Origin of the sequence: Mesorhizobium sp. CO1-1-11, assembly GCF_020164995.1 — a bacterium.
Classification (GTDB): Bacteria; Pseudomonadota; Alphaproteobacteria; order Rhizobiales; family Rhizobiaceae; genus Mesorhizobium; species Mesorhizobium australicum.
The window spans coordinates 13,199-34,730 of the sequence record NZ_JAIUHE010000011.1 but is presented as its reverse complement, the minus strand read 5'-3'; the positions used below and the strand labels follow the sequence as shown (position 1 = coordinate 34,730).

Below are 21,532 nucleotides of genomic sequence, written 5' to 3'. Positions count from 1 at the left end.
CGGTTTATCGCATGGCGGCGAAAAGGGGAACCCCTCTTTTCCCGCGGCATCAATCCTTGCGGAACACCAGCCGGCCGAGCCAGCCAGTCACCATGGCCAACGATACGGCGAACACGCCGTAGAGGAACGAATAGTCGTGGGCGACGCGGAAGATCGATTGTTCGAAGCCCGATTTGCGGATTTCGAGCTGCGCCGAACTCTCCTTGACGAATAGGCCGCTCTTGAACAGGAATGCGCGCGCCTTGTGCGTGCCGACCGAGACATCAGGCGCCAGCCTGACGGTAGCGCGAAACAGGTTCTGCGACAGGAATTGCACGCCGCCGACATTCTCGCTGTAGAGGCCGGCGGCGGCCTTGCGTTCGCGCAGTGCGGCCGTGAATTCCTCGATCGTCGCCGGGCTGTCTCCGGCTTCGGCGGGCTGCATATAGAGGTTGGAGGCGCCGAGCGACAGCTGCTTGTAGCTGTTGGGTTCGGTGATGTCCTGCAGCGGCCGCGTCGTCGCGACCGAATAGGACACCGGCACGTTCTCGAAGGTCTCGGAATCCAAATTGACCCAGACGCCCAGCACCCGGTCCTTGCGGCGCACGACCACCGGTTTCGGCGGCCCTTCGAGCACGACGATGACGTCGTAACGGCCCTGGCGTGCGACCAGCGGGTCGGGATTTTCCAGCGAACCGAAGATGGTCAGGTCGGCGCCGGAAAAACCGGCGGTGATTGACACCGCGTCGGTGGAAAGGCCGATCTGGATGCCTTCCGTCAGCGGCGTCTGCGCCTTCGCCGGCGCGGCGGCGATCAGGGACAGGAGAGCGACGGCTGCGAGCGCTTTCAGGCCATTCATCAGTTGAGGCCCAGGCCGGACAGCGAATAAAGGTTGGGCGGCGTGACGAACAGATCGGTGGCAAGCCGGATCGCCACCGCCAGCACCAGCAGCGCCAGGAGCGCCCTCAATTGCTCGCCGCGCAGCCGCTGGCCGGCCTTGGCGCCATATTGCGCCCCAGCCACGCCGCCGGCCATTAACAGGAATGCCAGCATCACATCGACGGTCTGGTTTGTGGTGGCGTGAACCAGCGTCGTATAGGCGGAGGTGAAGATGATCTGGAACAGCGAGGTGCCGATGACGACATTGGTCGGCACTTTCAAGAGATAGATCAGCGCCGGCACCATGATGAAGCCGCCGCCGACACCCATGATCGACGACAGGAAGCCGATGCCGGCGCCAAGCCCGAGCACCGGAATGACGCTGACGAACAGTTTCGACGCGCGGAAGCGCATCTTCAGCGGCAGGCGGTGGATCCAGTTGTGCTGGCCGGATTTCTTCAGCACCGGTGCCGCGCCGCTGCGCGTGGCGCGCAGGGCGTTGATGCTCTCGACCAGCATCAGCCCGCCGACGGTGCCGAGCAGCACGACGTAGAGCAGCGAGATGAACAGGTCGAGCTGGCCGAGCCTGCGCAGGAAGCCGAACACATAGATGCCGCCGGTTGAGCCGACGACGCCGCCGGCCAGAAGCACGCTGCCGAGCTTGAAGTCGAGCGTCCCTCGCTTCATGTGCGACAACACGCCGGAGACGGAAGAAGCAATAACCTGGTTGGCGCCGGTGGCGACCGCGATCGCCGGCGGGATGTTGTAGAAGATCAAGAGCGGCGTGATCAGGAAGCCGCCGCCCACCCCGAACATGCCCGACAGGAAGCCCACCGCGGCGCCCATGGCCAGCAGCACGAAGACGTTGACGGAAATTTCCGCGATCGGGAGATAGATGCCCACCCGTCTGTCTCGATCAGTTTGCCTGTCGGCGAATAAAGCCGCTGCGGGCACTATCGCATCGAAAAGCCAATTTTCTCTTGCGCCGACGCGGCAGCGGGACCAAACCCCGTCACCGCGCCGAAACAAAAAACAACTCAATCAGTTAACAGGCAAATGTAAGGCAAGGGCGTCGTGGAAACGACGCTTCTGCCGTTATTTGCGCGCCAGCAATGCCTTGACCAGCTTCTCGTCGACCGCGCCCGTCGCTGGCAGCTTGTTGTCGGTCTGGAAAGCGATGATCGCGTTCTTGGTCTTCCCGCCCATCACGCCGTCGGCGCCCCCGGCGTCATAGCCGTTCTTGTTGAGGATGAGCTGGATGTTCTTGACCGCCTTCTTCATGTCGATGCCGGCCGTCGTCTGCGGCGTGCCTTCCTGCCAGGATTCGGGAATGTCCACCGAATTGGCCGCCGCGTTGAGCGGCTTGGCCTTCCACAATTCGGTCGCCGCGCGCGCGCGCTCGAGCTGCTCGGGCCGCAGCGCGTTGGCGATCTCGTCGCGCTTGGCCGCGGCATCCTTGTCGCCGGTCTTGGCGACGAGCGCGAACCATTTGTAGGATTCCTCCAGGTTCTGCTTCATGCCGACGCCCTTGGCGGCGAGGATGCCAAGATTGAACTGGCTGTCCTTGACGCCGAGGTCGGCGGCCGCCTGGAACCAATGCGCGGCCGATTCATTGTCGGTTGCGCCGTCGGCGGCCATGGCGAACAGCACCGCCAGATTGTGCATGGCGCTGGCGTTGCCCTGCGCGGCGGCGAGTTGGTACCAGGTCTTCGACTTCTTGATGTCGCGCGCGACGCCGATGCCCTTCTCGTAGAAATTGCCGATGCGGTATTCAGCCGGCGCGAAGCCGAGTTCCGCCGATTTCTCGTACCATTTGGCGGCAGCCGGCATGTCTTCCTTGACGCCGCGCGACTCGGCGTAGCGCGAGCCGACCTCGAACAGCGCCTTGGCGTCGCCACCGGCGGCGGCGTCACGCAAGGCGACCGGGCCGGCATCGGCCGGAATGTCGAACTTGATCGCGGCTGTCGCCGCCGGCTTGTCCATGGGCGCAACGGCGCCAGTCGTGTCGTTGGTCGTCGCCTCGGTCGCCACTGGCGCGGCAGGGGCCGCTTGGAGATCGGCATCCGTCGCCTGCGTAGCGCCGGCGGCTGGTGCCGGATCCGTCATGGCTGGGGCAGCGGTCATCGGAGCAACCGGCGCGGCCGAAGCCATCGCGTCGGGGGCGCTCGGGCCGGAAGCCATGGCCGACGTGACCGGCGAAGCGGGCTCGGCCGTGGGCGCTGTGTCCGGCATCGCGTCCGTATCAGACGGCATGGCCACGACGGTCCGCGCCGCCATATCGTCCTTGCGGGCGGGCGCGGATTGTTCGGCCTGCCTGGCCGGACGGGCCGGCGCGCTGTTCATCGTCGTCGGCTGAACTTCGGTCTTCGGCTGGCTGGCGGTATCGAGAGATGCCGTCTGAACCGGCTGCGGGGCGACGATCGGGGATGCGTCGTTGCTTGCCACCTGGGCGGGATCCGAAAGGAACGCCTTGCCGAGCTGCAGGCCGGCAAGCGCCAGCATGATCGCTGCCGCCGCCATCAGGATCGGCTTGCGCCGCGCCTTGAGCAGGTCGCCTATCCTGAGCGCCTTGACCGGGCCTTTCATCGTCGACTGGCGCTTCAGGGCGTCGGCCTCGGCCGCGGCCGCCTGCGCCGCGCGCCGGGCGGCGGCGATGAAATCCGATTTCGCCGCGTCGCTGTCGCCGAGCTTTGCCGGTTGTCCGCGCTCGTCGCGCACGCGCTTCATGATGGCATTGAGGTCAGGCGCGCCGGAGCCGGGCTCCAGCGGGCGGTTGGCCACTTTCGGGTCGAGCGGCTCGTCGAGATCGACACTCGGGATGTCGGCGCTCGGCGCCGAGCCGGCCAGCGGCGGAACATCCGCCGCCTTCTTGCCCTTGAAGGCCCGCGCCAGTCCGCCGAACATCGATTTGCGGCCTGCCGGCTGGTCCTTTCCGGCGGTGGTGTCGGAACCGAGTGCGGCCATCGCGGCGGCGGCGGCGGCTTCCGCCGGCGAGCGCGTGCCCGGCCGGGGGGACAAGCCCGTTCCAACGTGCAGTGCGGGCTCGGCGGGCTCGGTGCGCACTATGGCCGCGGCACGCGCGTCCAGATCGGCCATGTCGCCAGTCAGCGGCAGCTCGTCCATGGTCATGGATGGTGCGTTCACGGCCATCTTGGGCCGCTGCAAGCCACGCCAGCCACTGGGTTCGATCGAGGCCGCGTCCAGGAGCTCGCTTACCGCCTCGGACGGGTCGCTGGTTTCCAGCGAGCCCAGCCTGTCGACGATCTTGAGCAGTGTGTCGTGAATGGCCTCGAAGGTCCGCGAATTGCGCTCGTCGGAACGCCGCGTCAGCGTCTCCAGGGTCTTCAGATCCTGGGCGAGGCCGGATACCGCGGCCGTATTGGTGCTCGTTCCGGCCAGCGAGCGCACCGCGTTCTCGGCCGCCTCACGTGCCGCGCCGAGGATGGAATCGCGGGTCCCGGCCAGCGCTTTTTCGATTTCGTCGAGGCGTGGGCTGATGTCCTCGAAGTCCGGCAGCGGCGTGCTGGGCTTGGAAAGATGCGCCGACAGGCCGGCTACCTGCGCCTCCAGGCTGCGGATCAGCGCCGGATCGATGCCGGCCACCTGGGCCGCCGAAGCGTCCAGCCGGCTTGAAATATCTTCGAGCCGGCTTTCCAGGCCCCGGATCGCCGCCTCGCCGGCGGGATCGGGAGCGCGTGTCTCCATGCGCTTGGCCAGTGCGGTGAAGCGAGCGTCGATGGCGTCCATGATGCCGGCACTGTCGACCTGCGGCATGCTGCGCTGGTCCAGCCGGTCGGCAACCTCGTCCAGCCGGCGCTCGAGATCGCGAAACAGCATGTTGCCCTGCTCGATGGCGTCGCCCTGGCGCCGCTCCATCATGCCCGACAGCACGTCGAAGCGCTGCTCCAGCCCGTGGAAGATGTAGTCGGCGTCGGGCATGGCCGGCGCCTGATCGATCTTGTCCGCGATCAGCGCGATCTGCTTGGCGAGCCGTTCCATCGCCTGCTCGGGCAGGTTGGCGCGGCCGGCGAGGTCGTCGACCCGGCTCGACAGCGTGTTCAGCCGGTCGATCACGACATTTGCGGGACGGTCCTGCGCCACTTCCTCGATCTGCTGGGCGAGCGAGTCGATCCGCTTCTCGATGCGCTCGAAGGCTTCGTGGTCGACTGAATTCGCCTGTGCGGCGACTGTCGAGGCGACGATGGCGCGGGAAATCTCGTCCAGCCGCTCGTCGATCATGGCCAGCGTGCCGCCGCCGCGATTGTCCTGCTGGCTGGCGAAATGGTCGACCGCCCCGGCCAGCGTGCGGACCTTCTCCTCCAGCGAACGCAGGGACAGCGATTCCGGCAGGTTGTTGACGGCGTTGCTGATTTGCTCCAGCCGGTCGGTCAAGGCGGCAAGGGCGGGGTCGTCGGAGCGTTTGCGCTGGTCGGCGTCGACGCGGTCCTCGAAGGCCGTCCAGCGGCGATCGAACTCGTCCCAGCGACGGTCGACCTTCTGCACGCTCTCCTCGCGCGCCAGCGTGTCGAGCGCGGCCTTGACCTGTTCGAGTTCCAGTCGCAGCAGGTTGACGCTCCTGTCGTCGCTCTTCTCCGACAGCGATTTGATGGCGCCGGAGAGCCGCTCGAATTCCACGCCGAGTTCGGCGCTGCCCTTGCCCGATGTCCCGGACTTGGCGTTCGACTGGAAGGCGCGGTCGATGTCCTTGCGCAGCGCGTCGAATTCGCGCTGCAGCCCTGAAGTCACCTGGTGGCGCAGTTCCTCGCGCATGCCGCGCAGTTCGCTGGCGATCTTGCCGACCATGGCGACGCTGTCTTCCTGGCCGCGCACGCGGTCGATGTCACGCGCGATCGCCTGATAATTCTGGTCGAAGGGTGCAGGGGAGGGCGCCGGGTTGTGCGCACGCGGTGCCGGCTGCGGATCCTCGTACCAGCGCTGCTGGGCCGTCGGCTGCGCAGCGGGATAGCGCGGGTCGGAGGCGGGGTAACGCGGTTCGGCGCCATATTGGCGAGGAGCGGGTCGTGCCGTCGCGTCCTCGCGCGTCTGACCCAGGCGCTGTTCCAGCGTCTCCAGGGAGCGGTTCAGCTGCTCGAGCGTGGTCTGCGGCTTGCGCTGCCTGCCAGCATTGAGTGTATCGAGGTAGGACCGCTTGCTGTTCATCGGTGCGTCCGTCTTTCAGATTGGCCGGCTTGCGGCCAGCTCCCCAAGTCCCTGCCGGAACGAGGCGACCGCGCTTCGATGCCACGGTGGAAGACAAGCTTCCCGGGTTTCCCCGCGCTCCGAAAAACCGTGAAAATTCGATACAGGATAACCACGGGTAGCCGACACGCGCACATTTCGCCCAACGTGGTAAACAACGCGTTAACCAAGCTTAAGAAGTTGCAAGGAAGTTGGCTGACGTGACTTCCGGTGCGGCATAAAGCACCGTTCTCAGAACGCCCTTGCGTCATGAGACGGCTACCGGTATAGAATTGACGTAAACGTAAATGGCGTATCAACTGCGCTGTTTTCGATTTGTTTGTCGAAACCACGGCCGGAAGCACGCCCCCGCTTCCAGTCAGGCGACGCATGGTCCGGGACCGCGACGCCACCAGACGGGGAAGCCAGTGACCATGAAGCTTATCTCGGCCGGCGAGACCGCGGCCAACACCAATAATGCAACCGTTGAAGCCGGCGAGGATCTCTCCCGCATCGGCGAGATGGCCAAGAAGTACGGCGTGACGCTGCGCACGCTCCGTTTCTATGAAGACAAGGGCCTGCTCAACCCCCAGCGCGACGGTTCGACCCGTCTCTATACGCGCCGCGACAAGGCCAGGCTGAAGCTGATCCTGCTCGGCCGCAAGGTTGGGTTCTCGTTGCGCGACGTCAAGCAGATGATGGACCTCTACGATCCGACCGGTTCCAACACCAAGCAGTTGCGGCTGGCGCTGGACAAGTCGGAAAAGCAGCTCGCTCGCCTGCAGAAGCAGCGGGCGCTGATCGACGACGCCATCAATGAGCTCGGCGGCTCGATGTCGGCGGTGCGTCAGATGCTGGCCGAGCGTTCGGCGCCGCAAGCGAGCGTCGCGAGCTAAGCCGCCCTCCGATACTGTCGGACCCTTCGCCATAAAGCCGCGTGGCCATGCCGCGCGGCTTTTCGCTGTCTGGCCTGCCTGCTTCGCGCTGGCTTGCACATTGCCGTGACGTTTGGCCGATTGCGCCAGTGGTGGCGGAAATCTTGCCGCAATGGCAAATATTGACGTTTACGCAAACGTCAATATTTGCTATTGCGGCTTCGACATTGGCCCGCTTGCCGCGCACGGCTTGATTACGGGTCAATCCGCATGGTGGAGGAAAAGCATGCCGATCTACAGGGCCCCGGTCCAGGACACGCTGTTCGTGCTCAACGAGGTGCTTGGCTATCAGCGCTATTCGAACCTTCCCGGATTCGCCGACGCAACGCCTGACGTGCTGGAGGCAATTCTCGCCGAAGGGGCCAAGCTCGCCGAGAACGTCATGCATCCGCTCAACCGTGTCGGCGACATGGAGGGCTGCGTGCGCCATGACGACGGCTCGGTGACCACGCCCAGGGGCTTCAAGGAAGCCTTCGACCAGTATCGCGAAGGCGGCTGGATGGGCCTGGCGGCGCCCGTCGAGTTCGGCGGCCAGGGCCTGCCCTATGCCGTGCACACGGCGGTGGCTGAATACATGGTGTCGGCCAACATGTCGCTGATGATGTATCCGGGCCTGACCCAGGGCGCGATCGCCGCCATCATCACCCACGGCACCGACGAGCAGAAGGCGACCTGGCTGCCCAGGATGGTCGAGGGCAGCTGGACCGGCACCATGAACCTGACGGAGCCGCATTGCGGCACCGATCTTGGCCTGCTGCGCACCAAGGCGGTGCCGAACGGCGATGGCACCTACAAGATTTCAGGCCAGAAAATCTTCATCTCGGCCGGCGAGCACGACATGTCGGACAACATCGTCCATCTGGTGCTGGCCCGCATCGAAGGCGCGCCGGAGGGCGTCAAGGGCATTTCGCTGTTCATCGTGCCCAAGCTGAAGCTCGACGCCTCGGGCAATCCGGGGACGAGAAACACCGTCTCCTGCGGCTCGATCGAGGAGAAGATGGGCATCCACGGCAACTCGACCTGCGTCATGAATTATGACGAGGCCGAAGGCACGCTGCTGGGCGAGGCCAATGGCGGCCTCAAGGCGATGTTCACGATGATGAACGAGGCCCGCCTCGGCGTCGGCCTGCAGGGCCTGTCGCTGTCGGAGATCGCCTACCAGAATGCCGCCGCCTATGCCAAGGACCGGTTGCAGGGTCGCTCGCTGTCGGGCCCGAAGGCGCCGGACAAGAAGGCCGACCCGATCATCGTTCATCCCGACATCCGCCGCTCGCTGATGACCATGAAGGCGTTCAACGAGGCCGGCCGTGCACTGGCGCTGTGGACCGCGATCAAGTCCGATATCGCGCACCGCTCCGCCGACGACAAGGATCGCCAGGCGGCCGACGATTACACCGGCCTGATGACGCCGGTGGTCAAGGGCGTGCTGACCGACAAGGGTTTTGATCACGCCGTCATGGCGCAGCAGGTGTTCGGCGGCCACGGCTACATCGAAGAGCATGGCATGAGCCAGTTCGTGCGCGATGCCCGCATCGCCATGATCTATGAAGGCGCCAACGGCATTCAGGCGCTCGACCTCGTCGGCCGCAAGCTCGGCTTGAACGGCGGCCGAGCCATCCAGGCCTTCTTCAAGGAGGTCGGCGAGTTCTGCGAGGAAAACCGCGCGCACGAAAAGATGGCGCCCTTCACCAAGGGGTTGAAGAAAGGCCTCAACGATTTGCAGGCGGCGACCATGTGGCTGCTGCAGAATGGCATGGCCAAGCCCGATAATGCCGGTGCGGCCTCGACCGACTACATGCATCTCTTCGGCCTCGTCGCGCTGGGCTACATGTGGGCGCAGATGGCCAAGGCGGCACAGGGCAAGACTGATGCCAACGGCTCCCAGTCTTTCTACGAGAACAAGGTCGTGACCGCGCGCTTCTTCATGGAGCGGATCATGCCGGAGACCTCGGCGCACCTCGCCCGTATTTCGAGTGGTGCCGATACGCTGATGGCCCTGTCGGCGGAAGCGTTCTAAACTCCGTCTCGCTAGCCTTTCTGTCTGTCGATACGCGGAGGAAATCGTGGCGACAAATCCCGCCGAAGTGCTCTCTTTGCCGAAACCAGCCTGGGCGGCCGACGAGGTCGGCATGCTCTACGACATGGCTAGCCGCTTCATGTCGGAGGAGATCGCACCGCGCTACGACGAGTTCGAGAAGAACGAGATGGTCGACCGCGAAAGCTGGTTGAAGGCTGGTTCCGCCGGCCTGCTCTGCGCGTCCATGCCGGAGGAATATGGCGGCTCCGGCGGCACCTTCGCGCATGAGAGCGCCATCATCGAGGCGATCGGCCATGTCGGCGTCGACGGTTTCGGCATCGGCCTGCACAATTCGATCGTCGCCCCCTACATCCTCCATTACGGTTCGGAAGAGCAGAAGAAGAAATGGTTGCCCAGGCTCGCCACCGGCGAACTGATCGGCGCCATTGCCATGACCGAGCCCGGCGCCGGTTCCGACCTGCAGGGTGTCAAGACCCGTGCCGAGAAGGACGGCAACCAGTACAAGATCAACGGCTCCAAAACCTTCATCACCAACGGCCAGCTGGCGAACTTCATCATCGTCGTCACCAAGACCGATCCGGAGAAGGGCGCCAAGGGCACCTCGCTGATGGTCATCGAGACCGACGAGGTCGAGGGGTTCGAACGCGGCCGCAACCTCGACAAGATCGGGCTGAAGGCCAACGACACGTCGGAGCTGTTCTTCAACGACGTGCGTGTACCGACCTCCAATCTGCTCGGCCATGAAGAGGGACAGGGCTTCGTCCAGCTGATGCAGCAATTGCCTCAGGAGCGGCTGCAGATCGGCACCGGGGCGATCGCCATGATCGAACGGGCGCTGGCGCTGACCATCGACTACGTCAAGGGGCGCAAGGCCTTCGGCAAGGCGATCATCGATTTCCAGAACACACAATTCAAACTGGCGGAGCTGAAGACCGAGGCCACCATCGGCCGCGTCTTCTACAATGACTGCGTCACCCGCCACATCAATGGCGGCCTCGATCCGGTGACCGCTTCGATGGCCAAGTACTGGCTCTCCGACCTCCAGGGCAAAGTCGTCGACGAATGCCTTCAATTGCATGGCGGCTATGGCTACATGAATGAATATCCGATCGCCCGCATGTTCCGCGACGCTCGCGTCCAGCGCATCTATGGCGGCACCAACGAGATCATGAAATTGCTGATCGGACGCTCGCTCTGAGCAGCTTTTCAGCGAACCCCAGGGAGCATGAAAAATGACCGAAGCTTATGTCTATGACGCCGTGCGCACGCCGCGCGGCAAGGGCAAGAAGGACGGATCGCTGCACGAAGTGCCGGCGGTACGGCTCGCCGCCAGGACGCTCGAGGCCCTGCGCGATCGCAACGGGCTGGACACTGCAAACGTCGACGACATCATCTTCGGCTGCGTCGACCCGGTCGGCGAGGCGGGTTCCGTCATTCCACGCGCCGCCGCCTTCGAGGCCGGCTACGACACCAAGGCACCCGGCATGCAGATCTCGCGCTTCTGCGCCTCCGGCTTGGACGCCATCAATTTCGGCGCCGCCAAGATCGCGCAAGGCGCCGATGAAATCGTCATCGCCGGCGGCGTCGAATCCATGTCGCGCGTCGGCATGGGCATGTCCGGTGGCGCCTGGTTCATGGATCCTTCGGTCGGCCTGCCCGGCTGGTTCGTGCCGCAAGGCATTTCGGCCGACCTGATCGCCACCAAATACGGCTTCTCGCGCGACGACGTCGACGCTTACGCGGTCGAGAGCCAGAAGCGCGCCGCAAGATCCTGGGCTGATGGCCGCTTCAAGAACTCGGTCATCCCGATCAAGGACCAGAATGGTCTCACCATTCTCGATCATGACGAGCATATGCGGCCGTCGACCGACATGCAGTCGCTCGCCTCGCTCAACCCGTCCTTCGTCATGCCTGGCGAAATGGGCGGCTTCGACGCGGTGGCGGTGCAGAAGCATCCGGAGGTCGAGGAGGTCAACCACGTCCACCACGCCGGCAACTCGTCCGGCATCGTCGATGGCGCGGCCGCCGTGCTGCTCGGCTCGAAGAAGGCCGGCAAGGCGATGGGTCTCAAGCCGCGCGCGCGCATCCGCACCTTCGCCAACATCGGCTCCGAGCCGGTGTTGATGCTGACCGGCCCGGTCGACGTCACCGAGAAACTGTTGAAGCGCGCCAAGATGAAGCTGTCGGACATCGACCTGTTCGAGCTCAACGAGGCCTTCGCCTCGGTGGTGCTGCGCTACATGCAGGCTTTCGAAATTCCGCACGACAAGATCAACGTCAATGGCGGCGCCATCGCCATGGGTCACCCGCTCGGCGCCACCGGCGCGATGATCCTCGGCACCGTGTTGGACGAACTCGAGCGGCGCGACCTCAACACCGCGCTGGTGACGCTCTGTATCGGCGCCGGCATGGGCACTGCAACCATCATCGAACGCGTCTGACGGGGAGAGAACGATGAGCTACACCAATTTCACCCTCGACATCGACGCCGATGGCATCGCCTTGGTCACCTGGAACAGCCCGGACCGCTCGATGAACGTCTTCACCGAAGAGGTGATGCGCGAGCTGAACGATATCGTGGACAAGGTGGCCGGCGACGCCGCCATCAAGGGCGCGGTGATCACCTCCGGCAAGGACACCTTCTCCGGCGGTGCCGACATCACCCTGTTGCAGAGGATGCTGACCACCTTCGCCACCGACAAGGTCAAGGATGTCGAAAAGGCGACCAAGGCGCTGTTCGACAATGCCGGCATCATGACCGGCCTGTTCCGCAAGCTGGAAACTTGCGGCAAGCCATGGGTCTCGGCGATCAACGGCACCTGCATGGGCGGCGCCTTCGAAATGTCGCTCGCTTGCCATGGCCGCGTCGCGGCCGATTCCGACAAGGTCAGGATGGCACTCCCCGAGGTGAAGATCGGCATCTTCCCCGGTGCCGGCGGCACCCAGCGTGTGCCGCGGCTGACCGACCAGCAGCAGGCGCTGCAAATGCTGACCTCCGGCCAGACCCTGTCGCCGCAGAAGGCGAAGGCGATGGGCCTGATCCATGAGATCGCCGAACCGGCCAAGCTGGTCGAGATCGGCAAGGCGATGATCAGGAACGGCCTCAAGCCGGTGGCGCCGTGGGACGAGAAAGGTTTCAAGCTGCCCGGCGGCCCGGTCTATTCGGCGGCCGGTGCCAATCTGTGGCCGCCAGCCATCGCCATCCTGCGCCGCGAGACCCATGGCAATTATCCGGCCGCCGCGGCGATCCTGAAATGCGTCTATGAGGGCCTCCTGGTGCCCTTCGACACGGCGCTCAGGATCGAGCAGCGCTATTTCACCGAGATCATGCAGACCAAGGAAGCGGCGGCGATGATCCGCTCGCTGTTCGTGTCGCTGCAGGAATTGAACAAGGGCGCACGCCGCCCGGCCGGCGTGCCGGACACCAAGTTCAAGAAGATCGGCATCCTCGGCGCCGGTTTCATGGGCGCGGGCATCGCCTATGTCACGGCCAAGGCCGGCATTCCGGTGGTGCTGCTCGACCGGGACATGGAGGCGGCCGCAAAGGGCAAGGCGCATTCCGACGGCCTGATCTCGGATCAGGTCAAGAAGGGCCGTGTCAAGCCCGAGGATAAGGACAAGCTCTTGTCTCTGATCACGCCGACGGCAGACTATGCCGACCTCGCCGGCTGCGATCTCGTCGTTGAAGCCGTGTTCGAGGATTCCGCCGTCAAGAAGAACGCCACCGAACAGGCGGAAGCCGTGCTGAAATCGTCGGCGATCTTCGCCTCGAACACCTCGACCATTCCGATCACCGGCCTCGCCAGGAATTCGGCGCGGCCGAAGAATTTCATCGGCATCCACTTCTTCTCGCCGGTCGACAAGATGATGCTGGTCGAGATCATCCTTGGCAAGAAAACCGGCGACAAGGCCCTGGCCACCGCGATCGACTTCGTGCGGGCCATCAAGAAGACGCCGATCGTCGTCAACGACACGCGCGGCTTCTACGTCAATCGCTGCGTGCTGCGCTACATGTCGGAAGCCTACAAGATGCTGATCGAAGGCGTCCCCGCGCCGATGATCGAGAATGCGGCCAAGGCCGCCGGCATGCCGGTCGGTCCCCTGGCGCTGACCGATGAGACGGCCATCGACCTTGCCCAGAAGATCATGAAGCAGACCATCAGGGATCTCGGCGAAAAGGCCGTCGACCCCAGGCAGATGGCGCTGATCAACACCATGGTCGACGATCACGGCCGTTTCGGCCGCAAGAACGGCAAGGGCTTTTACGACTACCCGGCCAAGCCGGCCAAGAAGAAGCTGTGGCCCGGCCTCAAGGACCTTTATCCGCAGCTCGCGGCCGAGAAGGTCGACTATGAGGAGCTGCAGCAGCGCCTGCTGGTCACCATCGCGCTCGAAGCGGCGCGCGTGATGGAAGAGGGCATCGTCACCGATCCACGCGAGGCCGATGTCGGCTCGATCCTGGCCTTCGGCTTCGCGCCCTACACCGGTGGCGCGCTGTCCTATATCGATGGCATCGGCGCCAAACAATTCGTCAAGATCGCCAAGGCGCTGCAGAAGAAGTATGGCGCCGAGTTCAAGGCGCCCAAGCTGCTCCTCGACATGGCCGAGAAAGGTGAGACCTTCTACGAACGCTTCGACCCCTATGCCAAGGGCGATGTGAAGCAGGCAGCCTGACAGAGCGTCATGTTATGTCTGGGCGCGCATGCCGGCCACGGCGCGAAGCCGTGGCCCCTACATGATGGGCGGTGAAGGCCGGCTGGCCTTTCGCTGCCTGCCGACCGACTATGACCGCAAGGCGCGCCGCTTCCTCGACATTGACGCGGTTGTCGCCGCACTTGGCCGTGCGGTGAACCGCGGCCACCGACCGAGGCAGAACGCATTTTCATGACATCGCACCAGGGACTGCGCGGCCTGGCCAAATCGTCCGGCTGACCAACCCGTTGGCAAGCAGGATTCGATCGACTTTCCCAAACCAGGCGCGGATGATATATTAGGTATCGCTAACATGATGTTGGCGGAGGAGTAATCATCATGCGTATGATGCTGAGAGTTTCCATCCCGGCCGAGGAAGGCAATAAGGCGATCAAGGACGGCAGCATGGGCAAGATCATCGAGCAAACCCTGTCCGATCTCAAGCCGGAGGCTGCCTATTTTACCGCGGACGGTGGTTGGCGGACGGCCTACCTTTTCCTGGAGGTAAAGGACAGTTCGGACATGCCCTATGTCGCCGAGCGGTTCTTCTTCGCCTTCAATGCCACTGTCGAGCTCATCCCGGTGATGAACGTCGACGAGCTCCAGAAAGGCCTGCCGAGGGCGATGGCGGCATTGGCCGGATAGCGGCTTCGGCCATGACACTGTGCCGTCGTTGCGGCACACAGCTTTGTTCGTGATCCGCCGGCCCGCTGGTGGACAACGCAGCCGTTGCGCGTTAGACAGGAAGAGGCATTTTTTCCTGTTTCGAAGGAGAGCACGTCATGCTCTCGCACGACCGAGTCTGGGCTGCCATCGATGCTCTTGCCGAGCGCTATTCGCTTTCGGCTTCGGGTCTGGCAAGGCGCGCGGGACTTGATTCAACCGCCTTCAACAAATCCAAACGCTTGTCCTCGGACGGTCGGCCGCGCTGGCCCTCGACCGAATCGCTGGCCAAGATCATCGAGGCGACGGGCGCTTCGCTGGACGAATTCACCGGGCTGATCGAAGGCCGTGGCGCATCGCCCGCCAGCCGGCGCGCGGTGCCGTTGCTCGGCTTCGCCCAGGCCGGCGCCGGCGGCTTCTTCGACGATGCCGGCTTTCCGGCGGGGCAGGGCTGGGATCTCGTCGAATTGCCGGCGCAATCGACCGAAAGTTCCTATGCGCTGCAGGTGCAGGGCGATTCCATGCTGCCGCTCTACCGCAATGGCGACGTCCTCATCGTCGAGCCGGGTGCGGCCACCCGCAAGGGCGACCGCGTCGTCGTCAAGACCACTTCGGGCGAGGTGATGGCCAAGGTGCTCGAGCGCCAGACAGTCAAGTCGATCGCGCTGGTCTCGCTCAATCCGGAGCATCCGGACCGCGATATCCCCATGCTCGAGGTCGAGTGGGTGGCGCGGATCGTCTGGGCAAGCCAATAGGTGCAACGGGTGCGACTTCCTCATCTTGTCCTGGCGGTTCTGATGATCCCGGCGATGGCGGCGCTGGTCGTTGCCGGCGGACGCACGCTGAAAGGCAGCGAAAGCACTGTTGCGGTGGATCAGATCGATCCCGGCGCCGACACTACCGCTGAGGCAGATAGGGATGCGACGCCCGAGGAACCGTCCACCTCAGCGATTCGTGCACCGGCGCAGCCACCAAATCCGGCGGTGCATTCGCGGGCGATCGACCCGGACGTGGTCGCGCCGCCGGAACTGCCCACCGGCGAACTCGAGCGGGTCGAGCCGCGTGCGCCGTTGAGCAAGCTGGCGCTCGCCGTGCCGCCCAAGCCTAAAATGCCCGACGACTGGAACGGCACGAAGCTGTTCCAGCCGGTAGCTCCGGCCGCCGGCCTGATCGAGGCGAAGGGGTATTCGGTCGCGATTTCCGGCATCGATGTCGTCAGGCAGGACGAGACCTGCACCACCGACGGGAAATCCTGGCCGTGCGGCATCCGCGCGCGCACGGCATTCCGCGCCTTTCTGCGCGGCCGCGCCGTGGTTTGCACGGTGCCGCCGGAAGGCGGACGCGACCGGATCGCGGCGGAATGCCGGATCGGCAAGCAGGATGTCGGTCAATGGCTGGTCGAAAACGGCTGGGCGCGTGCCGCCAAGGGCGGACCCTATGTCGAGGCCGGTGACAAGGCACAAGGCGCGAAGAAAGGCATTTTCGGGTCGGCGCCGAACCTTGCCGGCATCTCGGCGATGCCGGCCGCACCCACCCCAGCGCCTCAGGCGCCGGGCTCGATCCTGGAGGAGGACGGCGGCGTCCTCAAGCCAGCTGACCAGCCAGCGCCTTCTGAATGAGCGAGCGGGTCTCGGCGACGCCGTAGAGGGCGGCGAATGATCCAAAGCGTGGACCACGCTCCTGGCCGATCAGCACCTGGTAGATCATCTGGAAGAAGGCGCCTGAGACACCCGGGCCACCTTCAGGACTTTGCTTGGAATGATCCTGATAGCGTTCGATCTTGCGCGCCACGTTGAGCGAAGCGTTCTGGATCGCTTCGCCGCTGGCGCCCGCCGGCAAGTCGCCAAGTGCCTTTTCGAGAGCCACCAGCGCTTCGCGCTCGACCTCGTCGGCCGGGCGAAAGGTTTTCGTCGGCTTCACGAAATCGTCGAAGTAGCGGATCGCGTAGCCCGTCAGCCGGTCCAGCTCGGGATGGGTCGCCGGAGTCACACCCGCGACGTGACGCGAGATGAAGCCCCACAGCACCTCCTTGTTCTGCGCATTGGAGGCGCTGACAAGGTTGAGCAGCAGCGAGAACGGCACCGGCATGTCGATGGCGGGCGGGTTGCCGTCATGCATATGCCAGACCGGGTTGCCCAGCCGCTCCTTCCACTCCTGGCGGGGATAGGCGGCGAGGAAGGTGTAGTATTCGTCCACGGCCCGCGGGATGACGTCGAAATAGAGTTTCTTGGCCTGCCGCGGCCGCTGGTACATGTAGAGCCCGAGGCTCTCGGTCGGTGCATAGGTCAGCCATTCGTCGATGGTCAGGCCGTTGCCTTTCGACTTCGAGATCTTCTGGCCATTCTCATCGAGGAACAGTTCGTAGACGAAATGCTCCGGCGCCCGCCCGCCCAGTATGTTGCAGATGCGGTCGTAAACCACTGCATTGGTCTGATGGTCCTTGCCGAACATCTCGAAATCGACGCCGAGTGCCGCCCAGCGCATGCCGAAATCCGGCTTCCACTGCAGCTTCACGCGGCCGCCGGTGACCGGCAGCGTGGTTTCGGTGCCATCATCGTTGAAGGTGATGGTGCCGGCCTTGGCGTCGACATGCTTCATGGGAACGTAAAGCACGCGCCCACTCTTTGGCGAGATCGGCAGGAAGGGGCTGTAGGTCGCCTGCCGCTCGGGTCCGAGCGTCGGCAGCATGACCGCCATGATCTGGTCGTAGCGTTCGGCGGCGCGCAACAGCATCGCGTCGAAACGGCCTGACTTGTAGTACTGCGTCGCGCTGGCGAATTCGTAATCGAAGCCGAACGTGTCGAGGAAGCGGCAGAGCATCGCATTATTATGGTCGGCGAAGCTCGCATAGTCGCCGCCGAAGGGGTTGGGCACCGATGACAGCGGCTTGTGCAGATATGGCTCGAGCGCAGCGCGGTCCGGCACGCTGTCGGGTATCTTGCGCATGCCGTCCATGTCGTCGGAAAAGCACAGCAGCTTGGTCGCGACCTTGTCCTGCGTCAGCACGCGGAACGCATGACGCACCATCGAGGTGCGCGCCACTTCGCCGAACGTGCCGATATGCGGCAGGCCCGACGGTCCATAGCCGGTCTCGAACAGGATCGTTTTGGGGAAATCGGCGCCCTTGTAGCGTTCGATAATCTTTTTGGCTTCCTCGAACGGCCATGCCTTGCTCTCGGCCGCGGCCGTCAGCAGTTCGGGATTGAGATCGATGATGTTTGATCCCGCCATGTCACAGTTTTCCAGATTGTATCCCGGCAATAGCCGCAAGTGCATTTTCAACCGGTCTCTAGGCGTGCGTGGCCGGAGCGTCAACGCGTCGGGCGCTTTTTCCTTGCGGCCTCAGGCTCCCCTTCCTACCTTCGGAGCCCGTTCAAGGAGCAAAGAATGCTGTCGCCCACCCCGCACGAAGCCCTGATCTATCTGATGGTCATCACTTCGGCCTCCGACCGGGACATGACCGATGTCGAACTGGCCAGGATCGGTGAGGTTGTTCGCTCGTGGCCGGTGTTCGAGGATTTCAAGCAGGACCGGTTGGTTGCCGTGGCCCAGGCCTGCCAGAAGATGCTGCATGAGAAGGGTGGGCTCGAAGGTGTCCTGACCCAGGTCTCGGAGGCGCTGCCGGAGCGGTTGCGCGACACCGCCTATGCCGCGGCCTTCGAAGTGGCCGCCGTCGATCTGGAGATGCGGCTGGAGGAAGTGCGGGTGCTGCAGTTGATCCGTCGCCAGCTCGATCTCGACACGCTGACCGTGGCGGCCATCGGCCGTGCGGCCAAGGCAAGGCTGCGAACTCTGACCTGACGAGGTTACGGCCGGATCAGAAAAGCTGACCGGACCGGATCAGAAGAAACTGACCGGGAAATAGCGCAGGTAGAATTCGGCAAAGGTGCCTTTCATCGAAATCTCTTGCAAAGCGTAGTCGAGGGCCGCGGCCAGCGCCGGATTGTCCGCTCGCGTGGCGATGGCCATTCCGGTGCCCAGATATTCGGGCGCCAGGTAGGGGCCGCCGGCAAAGCGACAGCAGCCGGCGGCATCGGAGCCGCCGAGCCAGAAGGCGAAGCGCATGCCATCGCCGAAAGCCGCGTCGATCTTGCCGGCCTTGAGGTCGCCATAGAGGGCTTCCGGCTTGTCGAAGGGGACGACCTGGATCGTGCCGAAATAATCGCGCAGCATGCGTTCATGGGCCGAGCCCGATATCACGCCGACTCGCTTGCCGTGCAATTTGTCGAAGAGCGGTTCCGCCAGCGCCTTGTTCTTCGCAGTAATGAAGCGCGCCGGGAACTGCAGGTAGGCGCGCGAGAAGGCGTATGTTTGGCGCGACTGTGACGTCGGGGCAATGCCGGCGATAACAGCTTCACCTTCGCCCCTCTCAAGCGCGCCTTGAAGCTCCGCCCAAGGCAAGGCCTGGATCTGGCATTTGTCGACGATGCCGAGTTCCGCGCAGATGGCGCGCGCCAGGTCGATGTGGAAACCGGACAGCTTCCCCGCGCCGTCGAGGAAATTGAAGGGCGGAAAATCCGTGGTCGTCAGGAACCGCAGCCGCGGCAGCGCCGCAAGGTCGGGCTTCGGAAGCCGCTCCTTGGCATCCCACAACACCGGCACCTGCGGCTCGGCCGCGCCCGCGCCGGAAACCCATGACAATGCGGCGATGAGCGCCGCTGCCAGGACATGGGACCTCCATTGGAACGCCACGATAAAACTCCCCCGCACCCGTGCTCGTGCCGGTTTTGGTACGAAAACGATACAGGCACAATGCTTTTTGATTTCAACGCTTCGATTTCAGGATATGGTTCGGTCGGTTTGCAAACAGCGGTGGCTGCCCTGGTGGGAATACCAGGGTCGAGAACCACAACCGGAAGCGGGCGCTTTGCAATCCGTGGTCGGTGGCGAAGTGCCGGGAAGGCGCGGACCATGGACTTAATGCATGAGGCAACATGGGGTTGATGTTGCGATGAGTCAGTTCGATCGAACGCTGGAATACATAGATCAACTGCAGCACGCCGCAACGGCGGCCGCGGTCTGCGAGAAACTGTTGGGCGTAACGTCGGAGTTCGGTCTGACCGCGCTGATGGCCGGAACCGTTCCGCAGCCGGGCACACCGACGGGCCAGCAGAAGCAGCATGTGCTGCTCTGCGACTGGCCGGTCGAATGGCTCGAGCGCTACGTGACGCGCAACTATGTCGATCACGATCCCGTCGTCAGTCACATGAAACAGCTGCAAGCGCCGTTCCAGTGGCGGGAAGCCGCCCAGGGCATCCGCATCGACAAGAGCAGCGGCGAAGTGATGGGCGACGCCGGCGCCTTCAAGTTGCGCGACGGGCTGGCCTTTCCGTTGATCACGCTCGACGGCGAAATCGTCATGGTGTCGCTGGGGGGCGAGGCCGTGGAACTGTCGGCGGCCGAGTTCGGCCTGGTCTCCCTGGTCTCGACCTATGCCGTCGGCCGCGCCATGCAACTCCACACCATGGCGACCACGACGATCGATCACATCGAGCTGACGCCGCGCGAACGCGAATGCCTGCAATGGGCTGCCGTCGGCAAGTCCGAATGGGAGATTTCCCAAATCCTCGGCATCTCCGAGCACACCTCGGAGAAACATCTTCTTAACGCCAAAAGCAAACTCGGTGCCGTCAACCGGGTCCAGGCAGTCGCCGAGGCGATAAGGCGCGGCTACATTAGCTAGGTCGGCCGTGCAGGCCTAGAACTTCTTGCCTACGTGATCACGCAATTTTCGCATCGAAGCACGGCCGTATCTTCCCCTGAACCACAGGAGACTACGGAATGCTTTTTTGTCTTACGACCAAGGAATTGATGGAACGTCCCGACCTTTGGGAGGCCGTCCATCGGCTGCGCTACCGGATATTCGTCGAGGAGATGGGATGGGAGGACCTTCGGCGCCCCGACGGATTTGAAGTCGACCAGTTCGATCATGACGAGGCGGTGCATCAGATCGTCATCAGGGGCAATGAAGTCGCGGGCTATCAGAGGATGTTGCCGACCACACGGCCGCATTTGTTGACCGAGGTGTTGACCGATCTCTCCGAAGGAACGCCGCCGGCGGGTCCCAACATCTGGGAGTTGACCCGCTATGCGGTGGCTCCGGGTTTTCGCGATGGGCGTCGCGGCGTCTCGACCGTCGGCACGGAATTGATAGCCGGTTTCGTCGAGTGGGGTCTGAAGCGCGGCGTCGACAAGGTGATCATCGAGTTCGAGCCGATGTGGGTGCTGCGCGCATTGCAACTGCACTTCCTGGCGACGCCGCTCGGTTATCAGCGCACCTATGGCAACCAGCAGGTCGTGGCGACGCTGCTCACCTTCAACGAGCACACGCTGGACGTGGTGCGTTCGCGCCGCAATCATCATGCACCCGTCCTGGCCAGGGGATATCCCGACATGTTCGGTCAAAGGAGGGCGTCATGAACGCGCACCCGCAACCCGAACTGCGCAACCACACACTGATCGTCACCGTGTCGTCGAACGACGGCCGGCCGGTGCTCGACCGGAGGGCCTATGAGAGCCTTGCCGGGACGTTCCATGAAGCCGCCGAGAATGACGAGGTGCGGGTTGTCGTGCTGCGCGGCCTGGCCGGCTGCTTCTGCCTTGGTGGTGACTTTTCCGAATTCCTGGATGCCGCCAAGCACCAGAAGCTGATCGCCGCCGTCACCGACATGTTCCGCATGCTGGCGACGTTTCCAAAGCCGATCCTGGCCTGTGTCGACGGCGATGCCGTCGGCGTCGGCTGCACCATCCTGTTCCATTGCGACATGGTGATCGCATCTGAAAAAAGCACCTTCCGGGTGCCGTTCGTCGATTTCGGCCTGGTGCCGGACGCGGCAACCAGCATCCTGGCGCCGCAGAAACTCGGCTATGCCGGTGCTTTCCGCTTCTTCTGTCTCGGCGACACGCTTGTTGCCGAAGACGCCAGAGCGCTCGGCCTCGTTGCCGAGATCGTCGCGGAAGGCAGCGTCGAGGAAGCGGCGCTTGGCCGAGCCAGGCAGCTCGCCAAAAAGCCGGTTGCCGCTTTGCTGCAGACACGCGGCCTGCTCAAGGGGAACACCGCCGCGCTTTGCGAGCGCATCGATGAGGAGATATCGCTGTTCCAGCAGGCGCTGCAGGACGACGCCACGTTGCGACGGTTGCAGCGGATCGCGCGTCTGGCGGCCTGAGT

18 protein-coding genes are annotated in these 21,532 nt (G+C 64.0%); 13 read left to right on the top strand and 5 right to left on the bottom strand.

The window, feature by feature from the left end; all coding sequences use genetic code 11:
- Nucleotides 1-49: 49 nt before the first annotated feature.
- From LB554_RS14480 to LB554_RS14470, 3 genes are all read right to left on the bottom strand, one after another.
- Complete coding sequence (locus LB554_RS14480) at nucleotides 50-838, bottom strand: TIGR02186 family protein (protein ID WP_140614750.1); 789 nt, start codon at nucleotides 836-838, stop codon at nucleotides 50-52.
- Nucleotides 838-1,761 carry a sulfite exporter TauE/SafE family protein gene (locus LB554_RS14475; RefSeq protein ID WP_015319313.1) on the bottom strand — a complete coding sequence of 308 codons (924 nt, stop codon included), beginning with the start codon at nucleotides 1,759-1,761 and terminating at the stop codon, nucleotides 838-840. The genes LB554_RS14480 and LB554_RS14475 overlap by 1 nt, the downstream gene beginning before the upstream one ends.
- A gap of 192 nt (nucleotides 1,762-1,953) precedes the next feature.
- Nucleotides 1,954-6,018: a peptidoglycan-binding protein gene (locus LB554_RS14470; RefSeq protein WP_224585191.1), complete on the bottom strand. Its 4,065-nt coding sequence runs from the start codon at nucleotides 6,016-6,018 to the stop codon at nucleotides 1,954-1,956.
- A 452-nt stretch (nucleotides 6,019-6,470) separates the two neighbouring features.
- On the opposite strand from LB554_RS14470, the gene LB554_RS14465 reads away from it, so the two are divergent.
- The 9 genes from LB554_RS14465 (at nucleotide 6,471) to LB554_RS14425 (ending at nucleotide 15,983) form a co-directional block, all read left to right on the top strand.
- Nucleotides 6,471-6,932, top strand: a complete 462-nt coding sequence (locus LB554_RS14465) for a MerR family transcriptional regulator (protein ID WP_015319311.1) — start codon at nucleotides 6,471-6,473, stop codon at nucleotides 6,930-6,932.
- Nucleotides 6,933-7,197: 265 nt separating this feature from the next.
- Nucleotides 7,198-8,988 carry an acyl-CoA dehydrogenase gene (locus LB554_RS14460; RefSeq protein ID WP_224585190.1) on the top strand — a complete coding sequence of 597 codons (1,791 nt, stop codon included), beginning with the start codon at nucleotides 7,198-7,200 and terminating at the stop codon, nucleotides 8,986-8,988.
- A 46-nt stretch (nucleotides 8,989-9,034) separates the two neighbouring features.
- Nucleotides 9,035-10,207, top strand: a complete 1,173-nt coding sequence (locus LB554_RS14455; RefSeq protein WP_224585188.1) for an acyl-CoA dehydrogenase family protein — start codon at nucleotides 9,035-9,037, stop codon at nucleotides 10,205-10,207.
- Between the two features lie 34 nt (nucleotides 10,208-10,241).
- A complete protein-coding gene (locus LB554_RS14450; RefSeq protein WP_015319308.1) occupies nucleotides 10,242-11,450 on the top strand; it encodes an acetyl-CoA C-acetyltransferase in 1,209 nt (402 codons plus the stop codon).
- Between the two features lie 13 nt (nucleotides 11,451-11,463).
- Complete coding sequence (locus LB554_RS14445) at nucleotides 11,464-13,683, top strand: 3-hydroxyacyl-CoA dehydrogenase NAD-binding domain-containing protein (RefSeq protein WP_224585186.1); 2,220 nt, start codon at nucleotides 11,464-11,466, stop codon at nucleotides 13,681-13,683.
- A gap of 28 nt (nucleotides 13,684-13,711) precedes the next feature.
- Nucleotides 13,712-13,897, top strand: coding sequence for a hypothetical protein (locus tag LB554_RS14440; protein WP_318011802.1), 186 nt, complete (start codon nucleotides 13,712-13,714; stop codon nucleotides 13,895-13,897).
- A gap of 143 nt (nucleotides 13,898-14,040) precedes the next feature.
- Nucleotides 14,041-14,346, top strand: a complete 306-nt coding sequence (locus LB554_RS14435) for a hypothetical protein (RefSeq protein ID WP_015319306.1) — start codon at nucleotides 14,041-14,043, stop codon at nucleotides 14,344-14,346.
- A gap of 137 nt (nucleotides 14,347-14,483) precedes the next feature.
- Nucleotides 14,484-15,119, top strand: coding sequence for a helix-turn-helix transcriptional regulator (locus LB554_RS14430; RefSeq protein ID WP_015319305.1), 636 nt, complete (start codon nucleotides 14,484-14,486; stop codon nucleotides 15,117-15,119).
- Between the two features lie 9 nt (nucleotides 15,120-15,128).
- On the top strand, nucleotides 15,129-15,983 hold the full coding sequence (locus LB554_RS14425) for a thermonuclease family protein (RefSeq protein WP_348642090.1): 855 nt from the start codon (nucleotides 15,129-15,131) through the stop codon (nucleotides 15,981-15,983).
- On the opposite strand, the gene LB554_RS14420 is transcribed toward LB554_RS14425, so the two are convergent.
- On the bottom strand, nucleotides 15,949-17,595 hold the full coding sequence (locus LB554_RS14420; RefSeq protein WP_224585183.1) for a lysine--tRNA ligase: 1,647 nt from the start codon (nucleotides 17,593-17,595) through the stop codon (nucleotides 15,949-15,951). The two genes, LB554_RS14425 and LB554_RS14420, sit on opposite strands and share 35 nt — an antisense overlap.
- A 156-nt stretch (nucleotides 17,596-17,751) precedes the next feature.
- Between LB554_RS14420 and LB554_RS14415 the strand changes: the two genes are divergently transcribed.
- Nucleotides 17,752-18,165, top strand: coding sequence for a tellurite resistance TerB family protein (locus LB554_RS14415; RefSeq protein ID WP_015319302.1), 414 nt, complete (start codon nucleotides 17,752-17,754; stop codon nucleotides 18,163-18,165).
- Between the two features lie 39 nt (nucleotides 18,166-18,204).
- Here LB554_RS14415 and LB554_RS14410 read toward each other — a convergent pair whose 3' ends face one another.
- Nucleotides 18,205-19,056 (bottom strand): transporter substrate-binding domain-containing protein, encoded by an 852-nt coding sequence (locus LB554_RS14410; RefSeq protein ID WP_140787174.1) that lies wholly within the window; start codon nucleotides 19,054-19,056, stop codon nucleotides 18,205-18,207.
- A gap of 259 nt (nucleotides 19,057-19,315) precedes the next feature.
- Between LB554_RS14410 and LB554_RS14405 the strand changes: the two genes are divergently transcribed.
- From LB554_RS14405 to LB554_RS14395, 3 genes are all read left to right on the top strand, one after another.
- Nucleotides 19,316-20,047 carry a helix-turn-helix transcriptional regulator gene (locus tag LB554_RS14405; protein ID WP_041163567.1) on the top strand — a complete coding sequence of 244 codons (732 nt, stop codon included), beginning with the start codon at nucleotides 19,316-19,318 and terminating at the stop codon, nucleotides 20,045-20,047.
- Nucleotides 20,048-20,145: 98 nt separating this feature from the next.
- Nucleotides 20,146-20,784 carry an acyl-homoserine-lactone synthase gene (locus tag LB554_RS14400; protein ID WP_015319299.1) on the top strand — a complete coding sequence of 213 codons (639 nt, stop codon included), beginning with the start codon at nucleotides 20,146-20,148 and terminating at the stop codon, nucleotides 20,782-20,784.
- A complete protein-coding gene (locus tag LB554_RS14395; RefSeq protein WP_224585182.1) occupies nucleotides 20,781-21,530 on the top strand; it encodes an enoyl-CoA hydratase-related protein in 750 nt (249 codons plus the stop codon). The genes LB554_RS14400 and LB554_RS14395 overlap by 4 nt, the downstream gene beginning before the upstream one ends.
- Nucleotides 21,531-21,532 lie beyond the last annotated feature (2 nt).